At 59.7% G+C, this 20,760-nt stretch carries 14 protein-coding genes; 7 read left to right on the top strand and 7 right to left on the bottom strand.

Annotated features, from left to right (window positions below; genetic code table 11):
• The first annotated feature begins 29 nt into the window (after window positions 1-29).
• The 3 genes from J2R80_RS40790 (at window position 30) to J2R80_RS40780 (ending at window position 5,190) form a co-directional block, all read left to right on the top strand.
• On the top strand, window positions 30-2,744 hold the full coding sequence (locus J2R80_RS40790; protein ID WP_253640690.1) for a CehA/McbA family metallohydrolase: 2,715 nt from the start codon (window positions 30-32) through the stop codon (window positions 2,742-2,744).
• A gap of 85 nt (window positions 2,745-2,829) precedes the next feature.
• Complete coding sequence (locus J2R80_RS40785; RefSeq protein ID WP_253640689.1) at window positions 2,830-3,939, top strand: hypothetical protein; 1,110 nt, start codon at window positions 2,830-2,832, stop codon at window positions 3,937-3,939.
• 168 nt (window positions 3,940-4,107) lie between these two features.
• Window positions 4,108-5,190, top strand: a complete 1,083-nt coding sequence (locus J2R80_RS40780) for a PLP-dependent aminotransferase family protein (RefSeq protein WP_253640688.1) — start codon at window positions 4,108-4,110, stop codon at window positions 5,188-5,190.
• A 301-nt stretch (window positions 5,191-5,491) separates the two neighbouring features.
• On the opposite strand, the gene J2R80_RS40775 is transcribed toward J2R80_RS40780, so the two are convergent.
• The 3 genes from J2R80_RS40775 to J2R80_RS40765 are packed head-to-tail and all read right to left on the bottom strand — an operon-like array spanning window position 5,492 to window position 9,572.
• On the bottom strand, window positions 5,492-7,774 hold the full coding sequence (locus tag J2R80_RS40775) for a hypothetical protein (RefSeq protein ID WP_253640687.1): 2,283 nt from the start codon (window positions 7,772-7,774) through the stop codon (window positions 5,492-5,494).
• A gap of 3 nt (window positions 7,775-7,777) precedes the next feature.
• Window positions 7,778-9,001 carry a type II toxin-antitoxin system HipA family toxin gene (locus tag J2R80_RS40770; RefSeq protein WP_253640686.1) on the bottom strand — a complete coding sequence of 408 codons (1,224 nt, stop codon included), beginning with the start codon at window positions 8,999-9,001 and terminating at the stop codon, window positions 7,778-7,780.
• Window positions 8,994-9,572, bottom strand: coding sequence for a helix-turn-helix domain-containing protein (locus J2R80_RS40765; protein WP_253640685.1), 579 nt, complete (start codon window positions 9,570-9,572; stop codon window positions 8,994-8,996). Before J2R80_RS40765 ends, J2R80_RS40770 begins: the two co-directional genes overlap by 8 nt.
• Window positions 9,573-10,034: 462 nt before the next feature.
• On the opposite strand from J2R80_RS40765, the gene J2R80_RS40760 reads away from it, so the two are divergent.
• A complete protein-coding gene (locus J2R80_RS40760) occupies window positions 10,035-10,853 on the top strand; it encodes a hypothetical protein (RefSeq protein WP_253640684.1) in 819 nt (272 codons plus the stop codon).
• A gap of 437 nt (window positions 10,854-11,290) precedes the next feature.
• Here J2R80_RS40760 and J2R80_RS40755 read toward each other — a convergent pair whose 3' ends face one another.
• A complete protein-coding gene (locus J2R80_RS40755) occupies window positions 11,291-11,566 on the bottom strand; it encodes a hypothetical protein (protein WP_143270738.1) in 276 nt (91 codons plus the stop codon).
• A 758-nt stretch (window positions 11,567-12,324) separates the two neighbouring features.
• On the bottom strand, window positions 12,325-13,878 hold the full coding sequence (locus tag J2R80_RS40750; protein WP_253640683.1) for a carbohydrate porin: 1,554 nt from the start codon (window positions 13,876-13,878) through the stop codon (window positions 12,325-12,327).
• Between the two features lie 1,141 nt (window positions 13,879-15,019).
• On the opposite strand from J2R80_RS40750, the gene nodU reads away from it, so the two are divergent.
• Window positions 15,020-16,705, top strand: coding sequence for a nodulation protein NodU (nodU, locus tag J2R80_RS40745; RefSeq protein WP_253641086.1), 1,686 nt, complete (start codon window positions 15,020-15,022; stop codon window positions 16,703-16,705).
• Between the two features lie 232 nt (window positions 16,706-16,937).
• Here the strand turns inward: nodU and J2R80_RS40740 are convergent, their stop codons facing one another.
• Window positions 16,938-17,744 carry a class I SAM-dependent methyltransferase gene (locus tag J2R80_RS40740; protein WP_253640682.1) on the bottom strand — a complete coding sequence of 269 codons (807 nt, stop codon included), beginning with the start codon at window positions 17,742-17,744 and terminating at the stop codon, window positions 16,938-16,940.
• 776 nt (window positions 17,745-18,520) lie between these two features.
• Between J2R80_RS40740 and J2R80_RS43590 the strand changes: the two genes are divergently transcribed.
• Window positions 18,521-19,102, top strand: a complete 582-nt coding sequence (locus tag J2R80_RS43590; protein ID WP_309143793.1) for an LLM class flavin-dependent oxidoreductase — start codon at window positions 18,521-18,523, stop codon at window positions 19,100-19,102.
• Window positions 19,099-19,887 (top strand): LLM class flavin-dependent oxidoreductase, encoded by a 789-nt coding sequence (locus J2R80_RS43585; protein ID WP_309143792.1) that lies wholly within the window; start codon window positions 19,099-19,101, stop codon window positions 19,885-19,887. Before J2R80_RS43590 ends, J2R80_RS43585 begins: the two co-directional genes overlap by 4 nt.
• Window positions 19,888-19,964: 77 nt before the next feature.
• On the opposite strand, the gene J2R80_RS40730 is transcribed toward J2R80_RS43585, so the two are convergent.
• Window positions 19,965-20,753 (bottom strand): class I SAM-dependent methyltransferase, encoded by a 789-nt coding sequence (locus tag J2R80_RS40730; RefSeq protein ID WP_253640681.1) that lies wholly within the window; start codon window positions 20,751-20,753, stop codon window positions 19,965-19,967.
• Between the last annotated feature and the right edge of the window lie 7 nt (window positions 20,754-20,760).

The raw sequence follows: 20,760 nt of genomic DNA, 5'->3' as shown, positions 1-20,760 counted from the left end.
ACTTGTCGCCAACTTCGACCGGGAGCGAAATGAAGCCTATCCAGCCTGATCTTGACTCCTCTGCGACGGAAGACGGCCCTCGCTTTATTGCTGTCGATCTTGCCCCATATGCCAATGCGGGACCGCATCAGGCCGCCGACGACGAGCGGCGCTGGAGCGAGAGGGGACCGGCAGTGCGGCAATGGCCCTCCGGCGGCGGCGCTGCTCTGGAGGGCTTCCTCGCAGGCCGCCAGTTTTTTCATGGCATTCCGTTCAACCTTGTTGATCCCGCAGGCAATAACGGGCGTTGCTGGCTTGCATTGACCGACCGGGCTGCTTCGTTCGTGCGGCGAGAGACCGTCCGATTGCAGAAGCCGCAGCTCGCTGCCGGCATTCTGGTTGCTCACTTTACCGATCTCGAACAGCGGAACGCGAAGACCGGCGAACTGCTGGCGACCTACACAATCGTGTTTGCTGATGGCGGACGTGTGCACGTTCCCGTCCGGCGGCGATTCGAAATTGCAGGGCGGCAAGGGACAATCGGCACGCAAGGGTATGCTGCACTACCTCACACGCGCTACCAGCCATTGCACCCGAGCCTCGAGAGCCAGGACCTGCCGGTCGACAGCCGTGCGCGCTTTACCGGCATCACGACCGCCCCAGGCAGCCGCCAGACCTACTGGCTGATGGCGCTCGAAAATCCCTCGCCGATGAAGGAGATCGTCGCGATCGAGTTGACGGCTCACCATGCCGATCTTGTGCTCATCGCGGGAATTACCCTCTCGATCGATTCAGCCAATCCGCTGCGCCGCGGGGCTAGGGAAGGCGTGATCATCGACCTCGCCGCCCTGGCCGACAGCAAGATCAGCGAGGCTTGTCCGGATGACTACGGGCCGGATCCAGGATTTGTCCCGGTCAGCGGTCTTGCGCCCGGAGAGCTCGCTCTGGCCATCGACCTCGGGGCGATTACCCAGTGTTCGGTCTTGCCGCGGGAATCGACCGAGGAGTGGCTGACTGCTTCGGTCAAGGGGTGGGGAGCGCCGGCGCCTAAAGGGCCGGCTAGCGCGATCTATGCGCAGATCACGGCTGCGCAACAGGCCCACTTGCTCCTGCGCAAGGGGAGCTCACTCCTCAGGTTTCGCTGGCAGGATATTCTCGAGAACAGGTCGCCGATCAAGCTGGCCGCTCACGATTGGGTCCGGATCTCGGTGCGGGTGGTCGATGCCGCCGACGGCAAGGAGCTGCCTTCACGTGTTCATTTTCGCGGCGAGCACGGCGAGTATTTGCCACCGCTCGCTCATGCGGCATTTGTCGATGATGCCTGGGGCCAGAACGTCGGGGGCGACCTCCGGCTCGGCAGCATGAATTATGCCTACGTTCCTGGCCATTTCGAAATCATGCTGCCGGTCGGAAAAATCGCCGCAGAAATCGTTCACGGCTTCGAATACAAGGTCATCCGCACAGCTCTCGAGATTCAAAAAGGGCAGACCGAACTGCTCTTCGAACTCGAGCGGTGGAGCGATATCCGCCGGCGCGGCTGGTATTGCGGCGATGTCCATGTCCATTTTCTTGATCCCGTGACAGCCGGGCTGGAAAGCGCGGCTGAAGACGTCAACGTCACCAACCTGCTGGCCGCTCAATGGGGCCGCGCCTTTACAGGCGTCGGCCATGGCATTGCGCGCGAACACAACAATGGCTCACGCGATCGAATAGTGCGCATCGACAGCGAAAACCGTCATCACATGATGGGCGACGTCTTTTTGCTGAACCTCAAGGAACCGGTCCTGCCGCTGTCGAGTGGCGGGCCGGAACGCGACGAAATCGGCGGTTGGGAGGAGGTCAGCCTGGTTGACTGGTGCGCGGCCTGCAAGATGCAGGGCGGCCTCGTGTTCAACCAGCTCACTCCCACGCCGCATGCGGAGGCGACTGCGGCCATCGCGCTGGGCCTGATCGACGCCGTGGAAGTCAGATGGTTCAACTTCGACTTCACGGCCCATCTCCACATCGACGGTCATTGGGGAGAGACGCCATTCGACTGTCCTGGCGTCGGGCAATGGTACACCTACCTCAATGCGGGCTATCGCTTGCCTGCTGTCGGGGGCACCGACAAGATGTCCAACGGCACCGCGCTGGGCGCGCTGCGCACCTACGCCTTCCTCGGCGATGGCGCGCAATTCGATTACGGCAGATGGTGTACCGCCATCGCGCACGGACATACGTTTGTCTCCACCGGCCCGATGCTGGAACTGTGCGTCGACGGGAGGATGCCCGGGGAAGAGATTCAGCTGGCCGAGGGAGGTGGGCAACTGCGTATCAGGGCGGAAGCCCGCTCGTCCCAGCCCTTTGAAGTCATCGACCTCGTACAGAATGGTCAGGTCATCGCCAGCGCAAATGCAGGTGCTGACGGGCTGGCGGCTCGCCTGGATGCAACGGTCACCGTCGACCACAGCTCATGGCTCGTGGCGCGTTGTTTCGGCCGCGGCAGGTTGCACACACAACACCCCATCGACATCGGTGCCCATACGTCAGCTGTCTACGTCGTCGTCGGCAACCACCGTCAAGGCTCGACAAGGGATGCAAGCGAGTTGCTCACGCTGTTGGAAGGAGGCGCAGCCTACCTGGAGAAGCTTGCCGTTTGGCGCAGCGATCACCAGCGCCGACGTCATCTGGCACGCCTGGACGAGGGTCGGCAGGCAATCCTGCGCGATCACCCGCTGGCACGCCCGAACTGGATGACGGCGGCCGGCGAAAGGGCGGGTGACTGATGCCTCAAGCGCGATCGCACCAATTTAGCACAAGGATCGGGGTTTCGTCGGCTCGTGCCCCTGCTGCAGCCATGGGGACGGATTCATGACCCTGTCCGGTCCTGAACGAAACGCCCGGGGGCGCTCGTCGCCGTTCGGCCGCGAAAACCTCGTCGCGAATGCCTCGGGCGAGTTTCTGGTGCACGCTCGTCTCGAACCCGGCGCGCCCGTCGTGCTGTTCCTGCCAGGAGGAGCCCACCTGGCGCGCGTGGCCTATGGTCATCCCGGAGCGCGCCGCGAAGAGTTTCTGGACTACCATCTTCAGGCCTTTGGATTGGCGCTGCTCGCCATCTCCTATCCGAGCAGTCATCCGGTGTTTTCCAAGCCCGATCCCTTCATGACGCTGTCGAGGTGGGCGGCGGGGGTGGCGGACGTCACGGCGAACATGGTCGGCGGGCGGCCCGTGCTGGTGGCCGGCTGGAGCATGGCCGGCAAGGGCGTGTTGCGCCTCAACCGTGCCCTGAAGGAGCGCGGTGTCCTCATGACCGGCTTTGTGTCGCTTTGCGCCCGTCCGCCCTGGCCGGGCCTCTCGCCACGTCTCGCGGAAGGCGAGCCGGTCACGGCAGATGATCTGTGGGATTCCAGCCTCTACCACTGCAGCACGATTGCGGGCCTGGAAGAGGTGAACCGGATGGCCGGCCGCACGGTCATCAGTTTGGAAACACACGGCATCCACTATCACGGCGAGGGCCCGCTCATGCTTCGCGGCGAGATCGATCGCCTCGATGTCGATGGCCGGTTCACCAGCCTTGAAGCTGCGCTAGCAGACTCGCAGGCCTTCACCTTCGAACAGGCACCGTTGTGCGCGACGATTTCGCCGACGGCATCCTCCGACGCTGAGCATGCTTTGGCCGACGCTGCGATATGGAGCGCGATTGGTCTAATGGGGCTGCTGCGCAACCATCTCGCAGGAACTGATCTCACGCGGCTGCCGCCGGAGAGCTGGGGGCGGCTGCGTGCCCTGGCCGGGCAGTGGCCGCGGGTCATGAATCGTACCGTCGAGGGAGGACACTTTTTCTTTGTCGGCGAAACGGGCGCACGCGCAACGGCCAGCGCGCTGGCTGATCTCAACCGGCAACTGACAGCCGTGACGGACGAACTGCGGGCCTTCAAGGATCTTGAGCCGTTGCCAGCAGCGGAGGACTCGCATGGCTGACCTCAGCTGAAACGGCCGGGAGACAAGCCCGTTCATTGCTCCTTGGAGCTGCGTGGTCCGATCTCAGGGCTGACCGCCGGCCGGGTAACTCCGGCACTGCCTGCGCCTCATTCGTCAATACCGCGGGTCATCGTCGCGGTCGCGATTCAAGTGTGAGAAACATGAACTATGATTGATCTTCGGCGAATTACCTCTCCCAAAGTACCAGGAGCGGATGAATACCTGAGAAGAACGCTGCTGTCGCTGGCAAGCCGATGGGACGGTGCGGACGAAATGCGTCAGCATCGACGTCTCGGCAGCACGGATGATCTGATTGCGGCGCAAAAATTCCTCGCACGGGGCAACAGGGGGCGCATTCCGATCGACAGGCTGTTTCTGGCGAACGGCACGTGGAATGTATTGCTGATCCTTCTCGAGACCCTGGTCGGTCGAGGCAACTCGATCGCGGTCGAGGCCTCTACCTACTCCCAGGTGCGCGACGCGGCGCAGATCCTCGGAATTCGCCTAGTCCCCGTGCTGCTGGACGCCCACGGGCTGATTCCCGAAGCGTTTGACAAGGCCTGCCATGTTCACCGGCCGAGGCTCCTCTATTGTGTGCCGAACGCCCAGAATCCGACCGCGTGTACGATTCCAGCGGGCAGGCGCACACAGATCGCGGAAATCGCCCGCCGGCATGACGTCGTGATCCTCGAGGACGACCCGCAGGGCCTCGTTCGCGAGGATTTCCCACCGGGCTTTTCCGATATTGCGCCTGATATTTCATGGACCGTAATGGGATTGTCGAAATGCTTCTTCGTCGGTACGCGGATCGCGTATGTCGTCGCACCCGACAGGTCCGCCATCGAGCAGGTCATGTCGCGATTCGGCGCGATGGCAATGTGGTACGCCTCCGTTCCTTCTGCGGCTATTGCGACCCGCGCCATTCTGGAGGGCGCAGCCGACGATCTGCTTCAAGCGATCCGCCTCGAAGCGGCATGGCGACGAGACCTCCTGGCGAAGTTGATGCCCGGCGTCTCTCCGTCCTGCGTTGGCGCATTACATGTCTGGTTGAAGAGCGATGCCCTTTCAGGGGATCAACTGGTCGAGCGCGCGCGAATGGAGGGCATACTGGTGCGAAGTGGTTCTGAATTCTCGGTCGAAAAGCCGAACCAGTTGGACGGAATCCGAGTCTCTCTTGCCGATGTTTCGCGTCAATCGTTAGAGGAAGGTCTTGCTCGCCTTGCGCGAATCATGGGCGCCGCGCCGGTGTAACGGCGCTCTCGGGTATGTGGCCGCTCGCAAGTCTCCAGCTCGTTTAGACCACGACGTGATCAGCAGTCGCATTGAGCGGCGCTGCGCTGCGAGAAGTAGCACTTTTGGCGCGAGGTCGTCACGTTGGTTTTCCGGCTTAAAAGCGGTTCGTCAGAGGGCCATCTCAGGCCTGATGCACGCCACAAGCGGCATCAGCCGGCATTCGATTCAAGTCTACCGCGTGCCGGAAGCCGATGATGAAAGCGGCCACCAAGTAGGATATTCGGGATCAAAGGAGAGCCGAGTCAGCAAGAAGCGTTCGCTACCCGTGTAGCAGCGGAAGAAAAAGGCTTCTCAGTGCCTTGTCGTCGAATACGTCGCCTTCCTGTGGCTTGCTGCCACCAAACGACGGTGAACTTGAGACATCGGTTTCTTCCCCGAGCTTGACAATGCGCTCCTCGACCTTCTTCAAGGCGATCGATACCACTTGGGAGGACATATTGACGCGCTCCGAGAGCTTGCGGATCGTATCAATATGTTCGTTGAGGGTCGACTCCGAATCCATCTCCTCGACGACCGATCCAACGTTCTCGATCTCGTTTCTTATCGCATCATCATGCGCGCAGAAGAGGCGGTCGGTAAGAAGGTGGCGCCATTCGTCGACGGCATCGGATATCTTCTCCAATTCGTCAGGGGTCATGGGCGATTCGAGCATCGAGATGGCTGCCGTCTCGAGATAGTCGGCCATTTCGATGGCGCCCGGAACGTCACCGAAATAGTCTCCGTCTCTCAGCTTCGCGATCAGTTCGATTGCCTCACCGCCGTCGCGCCATGAGTCCAAGCCGTCGACTGGCGAACGCGCCAGGACGAGCGCGATGTCCGAGAAGCGGGTATTTTCGGTTGCCAACCACCAATCGATCAGTAACAGGATGCGATCGGTATTCGACAGCCCCCGAGGATGGCGCGTGGGGCCATAATGTCCAGGAACGACCGTCCATGTCGGTTCCGCAGCGAATCGTTCCGCCGCGTCGACGAACCAAACGCCGAGCTTCCTTTGGAAAGTCTCCGACCGACTTAGACGCGCGCCGAATCTCCAGACGGCCTCCGCCCAGTCGGTCTGACGCGCGCCGCGGGCAATCTCGAGCAGGAGGGTCTCGTCCTCGAGATATCCTGTCAGATAGTCCCGCAGGGAAGGATTCACGAAACCGACCTGCGTGCCTCGTATCGTGACGAAGTCCCCCTCGAGCACCCGCAGGGATTCTTCAAAATCCTTTGGTCCGTGGCTCTCGCCGTACTTGGCGCAGAGTATCGGATGCATTCCGTCGTAGGACTCCCGCAGCTCATCGATGCTGACGCCGTATTGCGAGCCGAAGAAGAGTGCGATGAGTAGATGCTGCCGGGTCTTCGAGATGTGACTGCGGAAGGCGATGTCCCACAATTGACCTGGATGATCGAGGGCGTGCAGGAAAGAGACAGGATAGTCCTCGGCTGCGATCTCTTCGATGCGGCTGGTGTCGGTCATCCATTCTACGATGCGAGGATTGTAGTTCTTGTGGTCGACGATCTTTGCGATGTCGCCTGCGACGAGTGCCGCAATGTGACCTGCGGGCGTTTCCGCGGCCAGAAGATGGTTGTAGATGATGCGCGCTTTGATGCGCCGCGTGTACGCGCCCACGTCGAGGACGTACCGGCTTACGTCCAGGCGCCGGTCCGCGAGATATTCTGAGACCTGGCGTGCCTCTGCGAGTATGTATGCCCTCGTCGTGAGGATGAACCGGGCGTTCGGCGACTTGCGGACCCGCTTGATGAATCTGGCAAGTTCGGAGTCCTTATGGGCCAGCGCATGACGATCCAACGCCACCTTGCCCAGGAAGTCGTCGAAGAGAAATATCTGCTTTCCCTTGTCCTCGATTGCGGCCAATCCGTCTTCGAGGCTCCTGATGGCGATGAGTTCCCAGCCCTCGGCTAGGTACGCATAGCATAGCATTTCCGCCAGGGTGGTTTTGCCGACGCCGGGGGGCCCGGATATGATGACCACATGGTTCGCTTCCAGCGTGTCGCGCGCTCCGTCGAAACTCGGATTCGAAGCATAGATCCGGACCTTGGATTCGATCTCCTCCTTTGTGATCCTGTTGTAGGCATGGGCCGCCGACCGGACGACCCGGTCGAGCACGGCGGCGTCGGACAGCCAGAGCTTGATTTGAGACTTAACGATGTCGGGATATTTGCGGAGCAGGGCGTTCAGATCACCCGGCCCCAGAATGTCGCCCTCGCCCGACAGCGACGGGCCTATCGCCTCCGTGAGTTCGGATTTGTTCTTCGGCGTGAGGGGGCATGATGTCGCCAGAATGTAGCGGCCGGGAGCCAAGCCTTCGATGGCGCTTCGCTCACGCTTCATCTGCGACTTGAGCGAAGCGTAGGAGGATCTTCCGTAGTGCTTCGCCTGTAGGATCGTGGCAGCGCCGCCTCGCGCATGGCGTCCATCCATGCCTCCGTCGGGACCGGCCGCGAAGGCCTCGAATCTAACGCCGAATTCCCGTCCAACGAGATCCCGAACCAGATCCTCGAAGTCCGCCGGCGAAAGGTTTCCGAAATCGTAGGCCACGACTCAAAGCTCGTTGTAAATCGGGATCGAAGCGGCGTGCGCGTCGACGACTTCGACGACTTTCTTCTCCAAGGGGAGATCTGCCTTGCGCTCGGCCCACATCTTCTTGAAGCGTTGGACGGTTTCCGCAGCTGTATCGATGGCGAGCTTCTCCGAGATCTTTGCCTTCGCCGCCAGATGTTTCAGCTCGTCTACGGAGAATTCCGCCATCTTCTTCGTGCGCGAATAATTCAACGCCATCTTGTCCTCGGCGATGTACGGTATGGTCGACAGCAGATCGTAGGCGGGCGACAGAACCGGCATCCGGCGGTCGGGATAGATCAGCGACCAATTCTTCAAATGCATGTCGGCGTTGCCGATCAACGTGCTGAACACGAGGCGTCGGACAAACTCGGCGATGCCGGCCTCGCCGGTCTCGATGCCCAGGACACGCGCGATGCTCCGATAGTTAGCCTTGTCGTACTTTTCGTCCGGGAACACGCCGAATACCTGCGCAAAGTCCTCCATGTGGACCGGCCCGTCGGCAGTGCGGTCGAACCGCTTGATGGCGAGCGCCCGTCCTTTCAGCTCACCGATACCGTCCGGAAGTCCCTTGATCGCCCCGACATCGATAAGTTGGAGCTCGGGCACTTCCATACCCATGTCCTTCGCCAAGCTCATCATCGAGTATTCGTTCTCGGGCACGCCCGGGTACTGATGGGACGGTAGTTTGACGATCCACGAACCGCCGACGCCCTCGACTGGAATGGTTAGTCCGCCATTCTTCGAATCATTCTTGAGCGCGGAGAACTTCAGCTGCACGCCCGCGAGTGAGAAGCGCAGCATGTTCTGCCGTTCGTCCGGCGTAAGATCCTCCCCGACTTGGGGAGGCAATGCCTCCCCCTCCGTTGGATGGACCGACAGGGCACCCGGAAGGTCACGGCCCAGCATCCATAGGAGAAAGAACTCGCGCTTTTCCTTCACCCCCGCACGCTCGGCGAGGTAGCGACGCAGCGAGCCTTCCGGCAAAAGATTGGAGAAGAAGGGTGGAAGGACTTGCTGATAAGGTTTGAATGAGGTGAGCAGGTTTCCAAATGAATCCTTGAAGGACAGACTTAAAGTTGGACGGGCGGGGTCGTCGATGTAGTTCTGATTGAACGCGAGCAACGACCGGTCGCCCTGCACGAGCGTGAGTGTTGCGACCGGGATGTCGTATAGGCGTACGTCCAGGACCGATACGTCAGGCATCGTCATCCTCGTCGTCGAGAGCGTAGGCAGGGCGGGGGGCCTCTACCTTGTGTGCGATCCGGTTGCGCAGGTCCTGCAATACTCCTGCGGAGTTTTCCAACACAGGCTTGCGTATCGGTTCGGAGTGATAGCTTCGCAATGTGTCGACGACGTCGCTGATGAGGGCCAGGTCGTTCTTTGAAAGATGGACCTGCTTCAAGAAACGAAAGTACTCAGCGATGCGGTCGAGTGGCACGGAGCTACCGTGGCGCTTCTTCTGCCTAGCAACGAGGCGTTCGGCCTTCGCGAAGAGGTCCGACAGTCCCTCCTCAAGGGAGAAATCGTTCGCGTTCGAGCGCAGTATGCCCTCTACCGCCGGGAGCAGCTTCTTCGGTACGAGCACGATTTCGAGGTCGAGTGCCCGAACCATCTGGATGAAGCTCGAGAGGCCTGGTTCGAGGCGGCCGGTCTCAATCTGGGAGATGTGCGCCTGGGTCAAACCCGATCGGACGGCCAGAGCGCGCTGGCTCATGTGTTCTTGCGTGCGTTTGGCCCGAACTGTCCGGATAAGCTCTTCGCTCGAATACGACATGATTTAGTATCCTAATCAAGGCGCCGAATTGATAATAATAATGTATCATAGCGAATTCAAGTATGATAATGATTCCTATCAATTCATATTTCTGATAATGGAATTATATCGACATGGTGGGAGAAAAACGGTATTTTCCCAGTTTGAAATTTCTTCCAGTTCTCATTTTTTATAGGGTCCGCGCAGGCCCGGTGCCGTCCGCTTGTCAATCAGGGTCACGGCGTCTTCGCGATTTTTCAATAGCGGCGCGAGAAGTCAGGATGGGGCTTGAGGGAGGAGTTTATGCGGGCCTAAAAGGCGAAAGAGGCCCCCTTTTCGGGAGCCTCTTTCAAAGATGTTTAGACTCAGGTAGCGGCCCAAAGGCAAATGTCGCAACGCGCCATCACTCCCGGAGTGGTCAGGTTTATCGCTAACTAGCAGCCGCCTGTCAAGTTCCTTAAAAAATACTCGGTCGTACCCTAAATGCCAGATATCTCTTACGAATTTTTAACAAAATTCTTTACCGACTATCTGCCATTTTCCCCAACCCCGAGCCAGGTTGAGGTTTTCCAGTCCGATTTGACCCTTGTAAGTCCTTTCCTACTTGAGGCCTCCCTGATCGAAGTCAAGGAGGGAACCAAGGGTCAAATCCTCAAATACCGCCCCAACGATTGGCGGCCCGCCATTTTCTCAGTCTACAATCGAAAAGTGGCTGAGCATGCTCAGCTTTTCCCGGTTTTCCATTCTTTCGAAAATGCTCTTCGCTCAACTGTGGCGGTAACTTTAGAGCAGCACTACAAGCACGCGCGCTGGTGGCGAGCCATTTACGAGGAGTTGAAAAAGGGCGGCAAGGCCAAAAACATTTCTCAGATCGGGGGCGTTCCGCTGGCCCGCCATGCCGCGTTTAGAATCGGTACGATCATCCAAGATATGGAAGGGAAGCAGTTTCCTAATGGGCCGGTCGCCGCGATGATGAATGGCTATGAGTTCATGCACGATTGCAATCTTGGCCATATCCGCCAGCTTATCGAGGAGCACTGGACTATATTCTCGCCCAAGTTTCACCCGCTTAGCGTCGCTGATTTTACCGCCAAATTTGACAAGGTCCGTGAAGCACGGAATGCGGTCTATCACCATCGCTCGCTTTCCGGCATGTCCGATGTAGTTGCGGCCGCCGAAGAGTTACTAGACAAGCTCGATTTCTGCCTGAAATTCGTCCACGGCAAAGTCGCTGAATGCGAGCCAACAAAGCTTTCCTTTTCCGTGGACGCAGAAAAGCGGCATCGCACTTGGATTGCCTAGCGTTTCAGCCTCGCGAGGGAGAGACACGTCAAATGCCGTTCGACCATCAGTCAGAGGCTAATGAGGCGCCGAGAAAGATTGAGCTGGTTTTTAGCTCTGGCCGGGGCGTCCTGAAGGACGGCCTTCCTATCCCGCCGAGCGCCTACATCGCGCTCGGACGTTTGGCAGCGATATGGATGGGCGAATTAAAATAACGTCCGAAGAAACTTCATATCAGGCCCTCGAAAATCAAGTTGCCCACATAACAGCTCTACTGGACGCATGTTTGGCCGAGGCTAAGGCTAGCTTTGCCGCCTCAAATTCAAACTGAGACACTACCGGAAAAACGTCAACGAAATGAGCCGCCCAAGTGGCGCCATTGCCACAGCGATCCGGGTTTGAAGCCCGGTAGCGTCCCCGTTTTAATTCACAGGCACTTCCGCCAAGGACGAAGTTCGTCAAGCCAGCACCGGCTGATGCTGGCGACATCTGGACGTGGACCGCGATTGATGCCGACTGGAAACTGGTCGGCTGCTCTTGCCCCGCTCGATCATTTCCGTCACCGGCAACTTACCGAACAAATGTGCACGGGTTTCGCGGACAGGATCATGCGGTGCGGACAGCCTTGCATAGGCCAAGTCGTAACTTTGCTGGAGTTCGTGCCCTGGTGACCTGATCGGGCAGATCGCCACCTGCGAGAGCAGGCAGCGGGCGTTGTCGGCAACCTCGGTCATGGGTCCGGTGGATCCTCCATTGTGCAAGAGAAGCTTCCGACTGGCGGCGGTCGCGGTGGTTTCGGCTGGGCGAAGCGGCTTGGATCGCGGCGTCATGATTACGAAGCGCGGTGTAAAGCTAACGGCATCGTCCCGGCTTTCGACGAGGCAAACTACGGCTTCCTGAAGGCTCGCACGAGCAGGCGAGCGACGCAATTCAAGATACGCCGATGGTAGTGAGTAGTGAAACACTATGGGCGCTTACCACACGATTGGTCGGCAATTGCCTCGCATACTGAATCGCTCCGGGAGGCATCCTCGGCGGTTTATCGGGTTAGGTAGAACGCTTGGTTGCAATCCGCGGAATAGCTGCAATTACGCGAGCCATCGCCTGGATCGAAGCGTCTCCATAATCCTCGCCGGCAAACGCCCCAAGCGGATTGCTGCTTCATCTTGCCTGTGCTCCGAACGTATCGGGCGCAATTGACTCGATAGACCGCGATAGCTCGGGTAACGAGGGAAAGCCACGCGCATCAGCAGCGATCACCATGTTGCGGGAGGCGCTGCGTTTTCGGACCCGCTCCGACCGACACGTGGGAAACCGCGATAAGCGACGTCGTATTGCGGCTCATTGTCACCTGAGTTCCCCGATTCCGTTCCGGCATCGCCGCTGTCCTTCGTATTCCCGCACTCACCCACGGAGTCGGCAGCGCATCCTTGAACGGGGCGCTGCCGCGCGATCCTCTTGATTGGCCGCGCCCCGTCTTAGCGGCAGTTGCCTAGAAGAAGATGTTCGTAGACACGGAGAAATTCAGGGCATGTCCGATCTGCGGGGTGTAGGTGATGCTGGTTGGATTGTTTATGTAGGTCAGTCCTATGCTCGTATAAACTCCCGGCGCAAGATGCGCGGTGTAGGTGGCCGCGATCGCCTTGCTGTCCCTATGAACAAGCTTGCCTTTCGCCAGCGCCGCGTCCACGGCCAGGTTGCTCCACACCGTATTTGTCGCAACGATGGAAATCTGGTCGGTCGGCCGCCAATCGAAAGGTCCGTTTACATAAAAGCGGAGCTCATAGTACTGGCTGACCGTATTCAGATCGGGCGGGGCTCCCATGACCGAGAATCCGCCGTAAATCCCTCGTGATGGCGAGTCCTGGACATTGGTCTGCCAAAACTGCCTGTCCGCGGCGATGTAATAGAAGGTGTTCGGATTGGTTCTCTGCTGATTTGGAAGCGCCAGACTTTTGTAGCTGCTGGTGTTGTAACCAGCACCCGCCCTCAGCCAGGTCTGCGGCGACCCCGGAGCGGCCTTGTTCAGATAGCCGGTCTCATCGAGGTAGAGAACGCCGGCATGCGTCGTGCTCCAGTTCAGGCCCGTGGGGTTTTCGGTGATCTGGGTGAACAGGCCGTCGGGACTGTCGGCACGCTGGAAAGACACCTTCGTGTACAGGTGATCATCGAAATTGTACTTCAGGTTGAGAGCCGGGGTCGGCGCCGGAGCAGCGCTCAGACCCCCCTGGAAGAGTATGCTCGACGATGGACCGAAAACATTCGAGCCGGCATTCCCGCCGACCACGGTGCCGGCGAATTCGTGTGAATTCCTGAGGTAGCCGACCTTGAGTTCGAGCTTTCTGTCCCAGAAAGTCTGATAGTAGGAAATCGTATTGATGCCCAGTCGATCCGGCCCGCCGGGTTGCCACGTCCAGGATTGCTCCTCGGCACCAACGACGATCTGGCCATCCGGAATGCCATATCGGCTGAGATCGTAGGTCACCCACATGTAGTTGACGGTGTTGAATGTCGGGTTTTGCCCATTGTAGAGCTGGTTGGCGATGGTGCTCTTGGCTGCATTAGGCAGCAGATTGTTTGTGTAGGTGACCTGTGACCACAAGAGATACCCGATACCGACTTCAGCCAGCGCAGATCTCACGCCTCCCGCATCCTGGACGACCGTATCGGCCGGACCGGGTATGTTGACGACCAATCCCTTTTCGCGAAGGTTTTCGAATTTTGCGAACGGGTTAGGCTTTTTTTGAATCATATAAGCGGCGGCTTCGTTTGCTGCCCGCTTTTTGACGGGGGTCTGCGATCGCGCCGCGATGTCTATGTGCCGTGCCTTTACCTTCTTCTGGCGTTGGTCTGCTGCTGGAACTGACGCCCGTTTCTGCTGAAGACTTCCTGTCCCGGCCTCATCCCGAGGAGTGCTTCTTGTGTCCTGAACACCGGCTGCGTGTGCCGGCAACACGGTGCCGGCAATCCATGCCGCTGTCGACAGCGCTACGACAAGCCCGCCCTGTCTTGTGATTGCCCGAACCAGGACATCGTCTGCGGCCACGTACAGCGGCTCGCTGCGATACCCGTGCCCAACACATGTGCCCCCGGCACGGCTTTTGATCTCAACTCGCATAATACCCCCGAACAGGATGGATCCCTGGCGCGGGATCCATCGCATCCGGAGCGATACAAATGGATGACTATAATCGACTAATTAGATGCGAACTCTGGAAGATGCGATGGCTCGGAGCGCTCATGATAACTGACCGCGGCACCCGTCCTGATGCGAGCTTTTCGACGTCCGGACCTGAGTACGATCTCGAGTTCGGCAAACAGGCTTTCGCTGAAAGCCTGCATGTCGTCTGGTTTCACCGGTTGATATTTAGGGAGTATGCGAGGGTGCGTTTGGTGCGTTTGGTCCCTCGTGGAGCCAACACACCGGTTCTAGCGCCACTCCGTCATTAATCGTGGCGAAGCTCGCCGCTTGTCTGTCGAGCCCGCCGCGAGCAAAGACGAAAGAAGTGGAAGCCGCCGCTTGAGAGCAGCCGCGAGGCGCAGGCAAGCCGGTGCACACGGGCCGCCTTGCGAGCTCTTGGACCATAGAAGAAGGTGGCAGGATCTGATTCTGGCCGAGCCGCGGCTCTTGCCTCCATATTCGGGCCGCAATTCCTCGACGCACGCCCAAACTCGAGCAGCAAAGGTCTCCGATCGCTCGATGGGCCGCTCTCCGCGGAACGAATTTACTCAATATTGTTGTGACGCGCTGTGCATCAGCGGTCGGCGATGATGACTTTGACCAACAGCACTCGACAGCGGAGCGTCGGAATAGCCGTCAGACCTCGCCCACTGCTGTTCGTAATCGATCTTCCTCATGTCTGAAGTCCGCCAAGATATCTCGGTGCGGCAGCGGGGAGCCATGTAACTGGTGGCAATTCTGCTGGCCCGCAGATGGCCTGCATACTGCATCCCCGCTCCAAGAGGCCGGCCCCGTTTGAAGAACGATGCCACCGCAGCTTCGCGAGCAGCTCATGAGAGCGGACGTGTTGCCACCGGAATGGACGTGAAATGATCCGCCGCGATCGAACCGTGCTCAACCAGGGACAGGCGCCAGCATGCGGTGCATGGCCGCGCCAACAAACGGGACCTGCCTGATCGTCGATTTCGAGTTTCCACGATGGGTGCGGCAACAGGATGGAGATACGATGCGCATCTGCGGCATCAAGTTGACCCATGACGGAGCGATCGCCCTCATAGAGGACGGGCGCCTTGTCTTTTGTATCGAACAGGAAAAGCGGAACAACAATCCTCGCTATCAGCATATTGTCGATCTGGATGACATCGTCGTCGCTCTGGCCGGGCAGGGTCTTGGTCCGAAGGATATCGATGAATTCGTGATCGACGGTTGGCCAGGAGACATTGAGACGCGCTTCGACGTCGTCAGTCGTGGCAAGCCTGTAACTCTCAAAGGGGCGCCCTATCTCGAGCCGCACGCCAGCGGTTTGCTCGCTGGGTACGATGGCTCAGGCCTGATGCTCGGGGGCAAAGCCCTGCCTTACAGGAGCTATCCACACGTAACGGGGCATCTGGCCTCAGCATACTGCACGAGCCCCTTTGCGAAGGCGGAACAAGCCGCGCTCTGCCTCCTGTGGGACGGCGGGATACCTCCACGGCTTTATCATGTGGAGCGCGGACAGGCCCGCTTTATTGAATCCCTGTTTCCGGTGATCGGTCATGCCTATGTGGTGGCGGGTCACAAGTTTGGTCCGTACAAGAGGCCGAACCGCTCCGGAGGAGGGGACCGGAGCATCGCCGGCAAGGTCATGGCCTACATCGCACTCGGGTCCGTCGATGAAGCTGTCGTCGCGGTATTCCAGGAGCTCTACGAGGAGCGTCTTGCGATGGACGGGAAGCTCGGCCGCAACTACCCCGGCGACGTCAAGAGCATCGACCACGCGCTTGCAGGTTTGCATGATTTTTTCGAAGCATCCATGGCAAGGCTGAAGGATCGCTCGCCTGAAGACGTGCTCGCATCCTTTCATGTTTTCCTCGAGCGTATGCTGGTGCGGGAGATGGACGCTGCCCTGCAGCGACATTCGTATCTGGCAGGAACACGGAATCTGTGTATCGCCGGCGGCTGCGGCCTCAACATCAAATGGAACACGGCGCTCCGCGGGTCAGCGCTGCTCGATACTGTCTGGGTGCCGCCGTTTCCGAACGACAGCGGCTCTGCAATCGGCAGTGCCTGTTCCGCATGGGCAGCGGACAAGGGGTTCATCCCGATTGAGTGGTCCGTCTATAGCGGCCCGGATCTGCAGCACGGCGATACGCCGCCTGGATGGGAGGCCTCGCCGTGCAGCATGCATGAACTTGCGATGGTCCTGGCAGACAATCACCCGGTGGTCTTCCTCACCGGCCGTGCGGAGCTTGGACCGAGGGCGCTGGGGGGAAGAAGTATCCTTGCTGCCGCGACCTCCGCGGGCATGAAGGATCATCTCAATGGCATCAAGCATCGGGAACACTTCCGGCCTGTGGCACCGATCTGCCTCGAAGATCGGGCGCCGGAATTCTTCAGCCCCGGAATGCCGGACCGCTACATGCTTTTCGAGCACCATACGCGGGATGAACAGCGGAACAGAATCCCTGCCGTCGTGCATCTCGACGGGTCAGCTCGATTGCAGACGGTGCCGCGAGACTCCAGGCACGACGTCGCCCGGCTTCTCGTCGCGTATGAACGGCTTACCGGCCTTCCACTGCTCTGCAATACGAGTGCCAATCATCGGGGATGTGGCTTCTTTCCCGACGTCGCGGCTGCCTGTGAGTGGGGACGGGTCGAACACATCTGGAGTGAAGGGCTGCTCTGGACCAAAACTCCGCCAGCGAGCAGCTAGACTTCATCGCGAATCTGCTTTTGTTTCCGGCTAGGCGACCGGGCCGGCAGGATCGCGTCAATGCCGACTGCCAGCGTCGCCATGATGATTTGCAACTGGTCAGGACGGGCGTTGGAACGGCGTGATATCGATGCTGGCGCTGATGCCGATTGAAGCTCCAGACAATCTCGCTTACCCGCGCGGAAGCGCATCTCGAGCCTTACGCCACTCTGGTTGAAGCGACCGCCGCAGTTCAAAGACCTGTCCCATTGCCTCGGTACCCGATCAAAGTCGTGATGTGGCCCCGGTCCATAAAAGAACCCGCCGGCGAGTACGACAGCAGCAACTGACGAATGCGGGTCAAAAAACCGTCGCGACGCGGCCCCAGCGTGCCTGGCGCGCCCATCGCCGTGGAGGAGAGCCAGCCAAGAAGGTCGTCGATCGTCCAGTGATATCGGTAGTAGTGCCGAAGTTCGGTGATTTCATTGAAGTCGGAAGCGGCGAGGACTTCCCGGTGAGATTGCTTTAGCAATGGCCGCTCTCCGCCGGGGCCCGCGGGCAGGCTTCCGCCCCAGAAGTCCGTAATGTCCTTCACCATCGCGTCGTACCATTCTGATGGTTCGGAATGCTCTCGCACGCGATCGATGATCGCGACGCATCCATCGGGTTTGAGGATTCGCGACAGCTTGGTCAGTACCGCAGCCCGATCCATCCAGTGGAATGCTAGAGCGACGGTTGTCAGGTCGAACGTCGCGGCCGGCAGTTGCAGACTTTCGGACGTCGATACGACGAAGTCCAGATTGCTGACTCCGAGCGTCGTCGCCATTCGCTTGCCTTCCTCGACCATCTCGCTGCTGGGATCGACGGAAAACACGTGCGCTACGGATTGCGCCAGGGGAAGGCCAATCTGTCCAGTGCCGGCACCAAGATCGAGCACGCGGCCGCTGGTCGTGAGCCGGCAAAGCCGGACCAGTGATCTGAAAACATCCTCCGGGTAGGGGACGGCGTGCCGCGCGTAGTACGGCGCCGCACCGCTGAATATCTCACTTGCTACAAGCATGATTGCCTCCGCACCTTTGCCCGTCGCCGTTCACACTTGCCCACGGTCAACCAGGGGCGCTGTGCCGACCGGGGAGAAGTTCTGCACCGAGATTCTCCATGTCGACATCACGCGTTTCCGGAAAGCGCGGCCGTGGAGAGAGGCTCCCTGCTGATGATCCCAGCCCCATCCCCGAAAGATACCCGATCATCTCGCCGCGCCCCTGGCGGCTCCACAAGGCTGCGACCGAAATCGGGCCCGCACAGGCTCATCCTGCAGGTTACATACGGGGGATCGCGTTTCTGCGAGCTGAGTGTTGAAGGCGTGCGGAGCTTCCCTTGATCCGCCTGGATCCATCGAGACTTGTCACGCTTTGCAAGCTGCATCAATCGCTCAATGCCGGCAGTTGACCGCCGGCCGAATCTTCCGGCAGCCGGGCTGAATGCCACTTTTGCTTAGCGCGGCGCCCGCTCGGTTCGCCGCGGCTTTTCGGGCCCGCTATCGCTGGCTTCGCTGTTCGGGCGGACGGCACGCGGCCTCAGATCGCCTGGTCAGAAGTCCGCGCCGCCAGAGAGCAATGGCCAGGAGAGTGCTGTTGGCTTCGCCCGAGCGAACGGTCACGCCTGCCAGTTTTGGCGGGTGGCGATTTCCCTATTTGCCTTCAATTTTCACGATCGGTCCGGGGCCACGTCCGGACTCGAAAGTGAATCCGGATGACCGCGGCCGGCGCCGGCCTGCGGTTCGAATGAAAGCGGACAGGCGCCGCCGACGGTGTCTGCCTCAAAGTGGAGACGAGCATGCCGCGCAACCGCGAAATGAAGCTGGGGCTGTTTCTGAATCAGGCGGGATATCACGAGGGCGCATGGCGCGACCCGGACGTGCCTGCAAATGGCGGGGTCGACATCGACCACTACGCACATCTGGCCCGGATCGCGGAGGATGCCGCGTTTCACTTCATATTCCTCGCCGATACGCCGAGCGTGATGGAGCCGGATCAGGCGGCGATTGCCCGTGCCGGCCGGAACGATAGTTTCGAGCCGATCACATTGCTGTCGTCGCTCTCGTCGAGAACCCGAAATATCGGTCTCGTCGCGACTGCAACAACCACGTACCAACAACCTTATCATCTTGCGCGCATGCTCGCGTCGCTCGACCACCTGTCGGCGGGACGCGCCGCCTGGAACATCGTTACCTCGGGCCACGAGTTCGAGGCGGGCAATTTCGGCCAGGAGGACCTTCCGGATCATGAAACCCGCTACGCGCGCGCGAGAGAGTTCGTCGAGGTGGTCAAGGGGCTTTGGGATACCTGGGAGGACGACGCCTTCGTTCGCGACAAGAAAACCGGCATTTACGTCGATACGACCAGGCTGCACCAGTGAATCACCGCGGCCCATTTCTCTCGGTCAGGGGACCATTGAACGTCGCAAGGCCGCCGCAAGGTTACCCCGTGCTGGTCCAGGCCGGCGCGTCAGACGCCGGTATATCGTTTGCGGCAGAGTTTGCCGAGGTCGTATTCACCGCGCAGCCATTGCTGGAAGTAGGAAAGGAATTCTACGCGACGCTCCGAAACAAGGCTCGGACGCTCGGCCGGGAAGATGATGAGGTGTTGATCATGCCGGGACTTCTCCCGATCGTCGGAAAGACAACGCAGGATGCCGCAGAAATACTCAGACGGTTGCAGGAGTATACGCACATCGATGCCCGGATGGGGCTGGCCCACCGCGTCCTGGGTTCAGTCACGGACCTGCGCACGATAGATCTCGATGCCAGAGTGCCAGATGCTTTGCCGCGGACAAATCTGGTCCAAAGCCGACAGGAGCTGCTCCTAGAGGTCGCGGCAAGGCGGAACATGACCTGGCGACAGCTGATCAGCTTCATATCCGACGGCAAAGGCCATCTGATGGTGTTGGGAACGCCGGACGAAATCGCAGACGTCATGATAGAGTTCCTGGATCATGATGCGGCCGATGGCTTCAACGTGATGCCCGCAACCGTTCCTGGCGGACTCAAGGACTTCGTCGAGCTTGTCGTTCCCGAATTGCGCAGACAAGGAAGATTCAGGTCCGGCTACTCCGGCCCGACGCTCAGGGAGAATATCGGCTTGAAGCGGCCGCCCAATGGCTACCTGCGCGCAAGTGGAGGCGGACGTTCTGAGCGCGACTGAGATATTCAAGCGCGGACCCGTCAGCGTCCCGGTTGTTTTCAGTTGAAGCGCTAGCTGGGAATAAGTCCCGCCTGCGATCAGGGCCTATATCCGAGCAAGGTCGTGATATACCCTTGTTCTAAGAACGAGCCTGACGGCGAACAAGACAGCAACGACCTGCGCATACGCTTTGTAAATTCCTCACGACGATGTCCGAGGGTGCCGGGAGCGCCTGCAGACGTCGAATAAAGATACCCCAGAAGATCATCGATGTGCCATTCGTGTTCGTAGTAGTGACGTAGTTCCGTGATCTCTGTGAACGCGGAGGCATCGAGCACCTGGCGGTGTGACACGGCCATCTGCCGTAACGTACCTGGACCTGCCGGAAAGCTCCCTCCCCAGAACTCCTGCATCTCTTTCCACATCGCGATGGTCCATCCATCAGGTCTGGAACCGGACCGCTCCCGGTCTATGACGGCGACACACCCGTCCCGCTCGAGCATCCGGCACAGCTTTGCCAGCACGATCTCTCGCTCCATCCAATGAAACGAACTTGCGATCGTCGCGATGCGGAACGTCGACGCCGGCTCGGGCAGATCTTCGGACCGTGACACGACAAACTCGATATTCATGAGCCCATCTTCCCCCGCTCTCCGACGTCCCTCCGCGATCATTTCATCGTTCGGATCGACGGACACGACACCCCCGATCGAACGGGCCAGTGGAATGCCGATCTGGCCGGTCCCCGAGCCGAGGTCGATCGCGCGGCTCCTGCCATCGAGGCGGCAGACGCGAAGCAATGACCGGAACAGGTCCGCGGGATAACCGAGCCTGTGTCGTGCGTAGTAGGGCGCCGCGCCGCGAAACAGTTCACTGGCTTCCGTCATGCCGTAT

This window comes from Bradyrhizobium sp. USDA 4541 (assembly GCF_024171085.1).
Taxonomy (GTDB): Bacteria; Pseudomonadota; Alphaproteobacteria; order Rhizobiales; family Xanthobacteraceae; genus Bradyrhizobium; species Bradyrhizobium australafricanum.
The sequence above is the reverse complement of the archived record's forward strand: the minus strand, read 5'-3'. Positions and strand labels throughout refer to the sequence as shown.

Coding starts and splice junctions, on each gene's coding strand:
- J2R80_RS40790 (WP_253640690.1), top strand. CDS start 30: ATGAAGCCTATCCAGCCTGATCTTGACTCCTCTGCGACGGAAGACGGC.
- J2R80_RS40785 (WP_253640689.1), top strand. CDS start 2,830: ATGACCCTGTCCGGTCCTGAACGAAACGCCCGGGGGCGCTCGTCGCCG.
- J2R80_RS40780 (WP_253640688.1), top strand. CDS start 4,108: ATGATTGATCTTCGGCGAATTACCTCTCCCAAAGTACCAGGAGCGGAT.
- J2R80_RS40770 (WP_253640686.1), bottom strand. CDS start 9,001: ATGCCTGACGTATCGGTCCTGGACGTACGCCTATACGACATCCCGGTC.
- J2R80_RS40765 (WP_253640685.1), bottom strand. CDS start 9,572: ATGTCGTATTCGAGCGAAGAGCTTATCCGGACAGTTCGGGCCAAACGC.
- J2R80_RS40760 (WP_253640684.1), top strand. CDS start 10,035: ATGCCAGATATCTCTTACGAATTTTTAACAAAATTCTTTACCGACTAT.
- J2R80_RS40755 (WP_143270738.1), bottom strand. CDS start 11,566: ATGACCGAGGTTGCCGACAACGCCCGCTGCCTGCTCTCGCAGGTGGCG.
- nodU (WP_253641086.1), top strand. CDS start 15,020: ATGCGCATCTGCGGCATCAAGTTGACCCATGACGGAGCGATCGCCCTC.
- J2R80_RS40740 (WP_253640682.1), bottom strand. CDS start 17,744: ATGCTTGTAGCAAGTGAGATATTCAGCGGTGCGGCGCCGTACTACGCG.
- J2R80_RS43590 (WP_309143793.1), top strand. CDS start 18,521: ATGCCGCGCAACCGCGAAATGAAGCTGGGGCTGTTTCTGAATCAGGCG.
- J2R80_RS40730 (WP_253640681.1), bottom strand. CDS start 20,753: ATGACGGAAGCCAGTGAACTGTTTCGCGGCGCGGCGCCCTACTACGCA.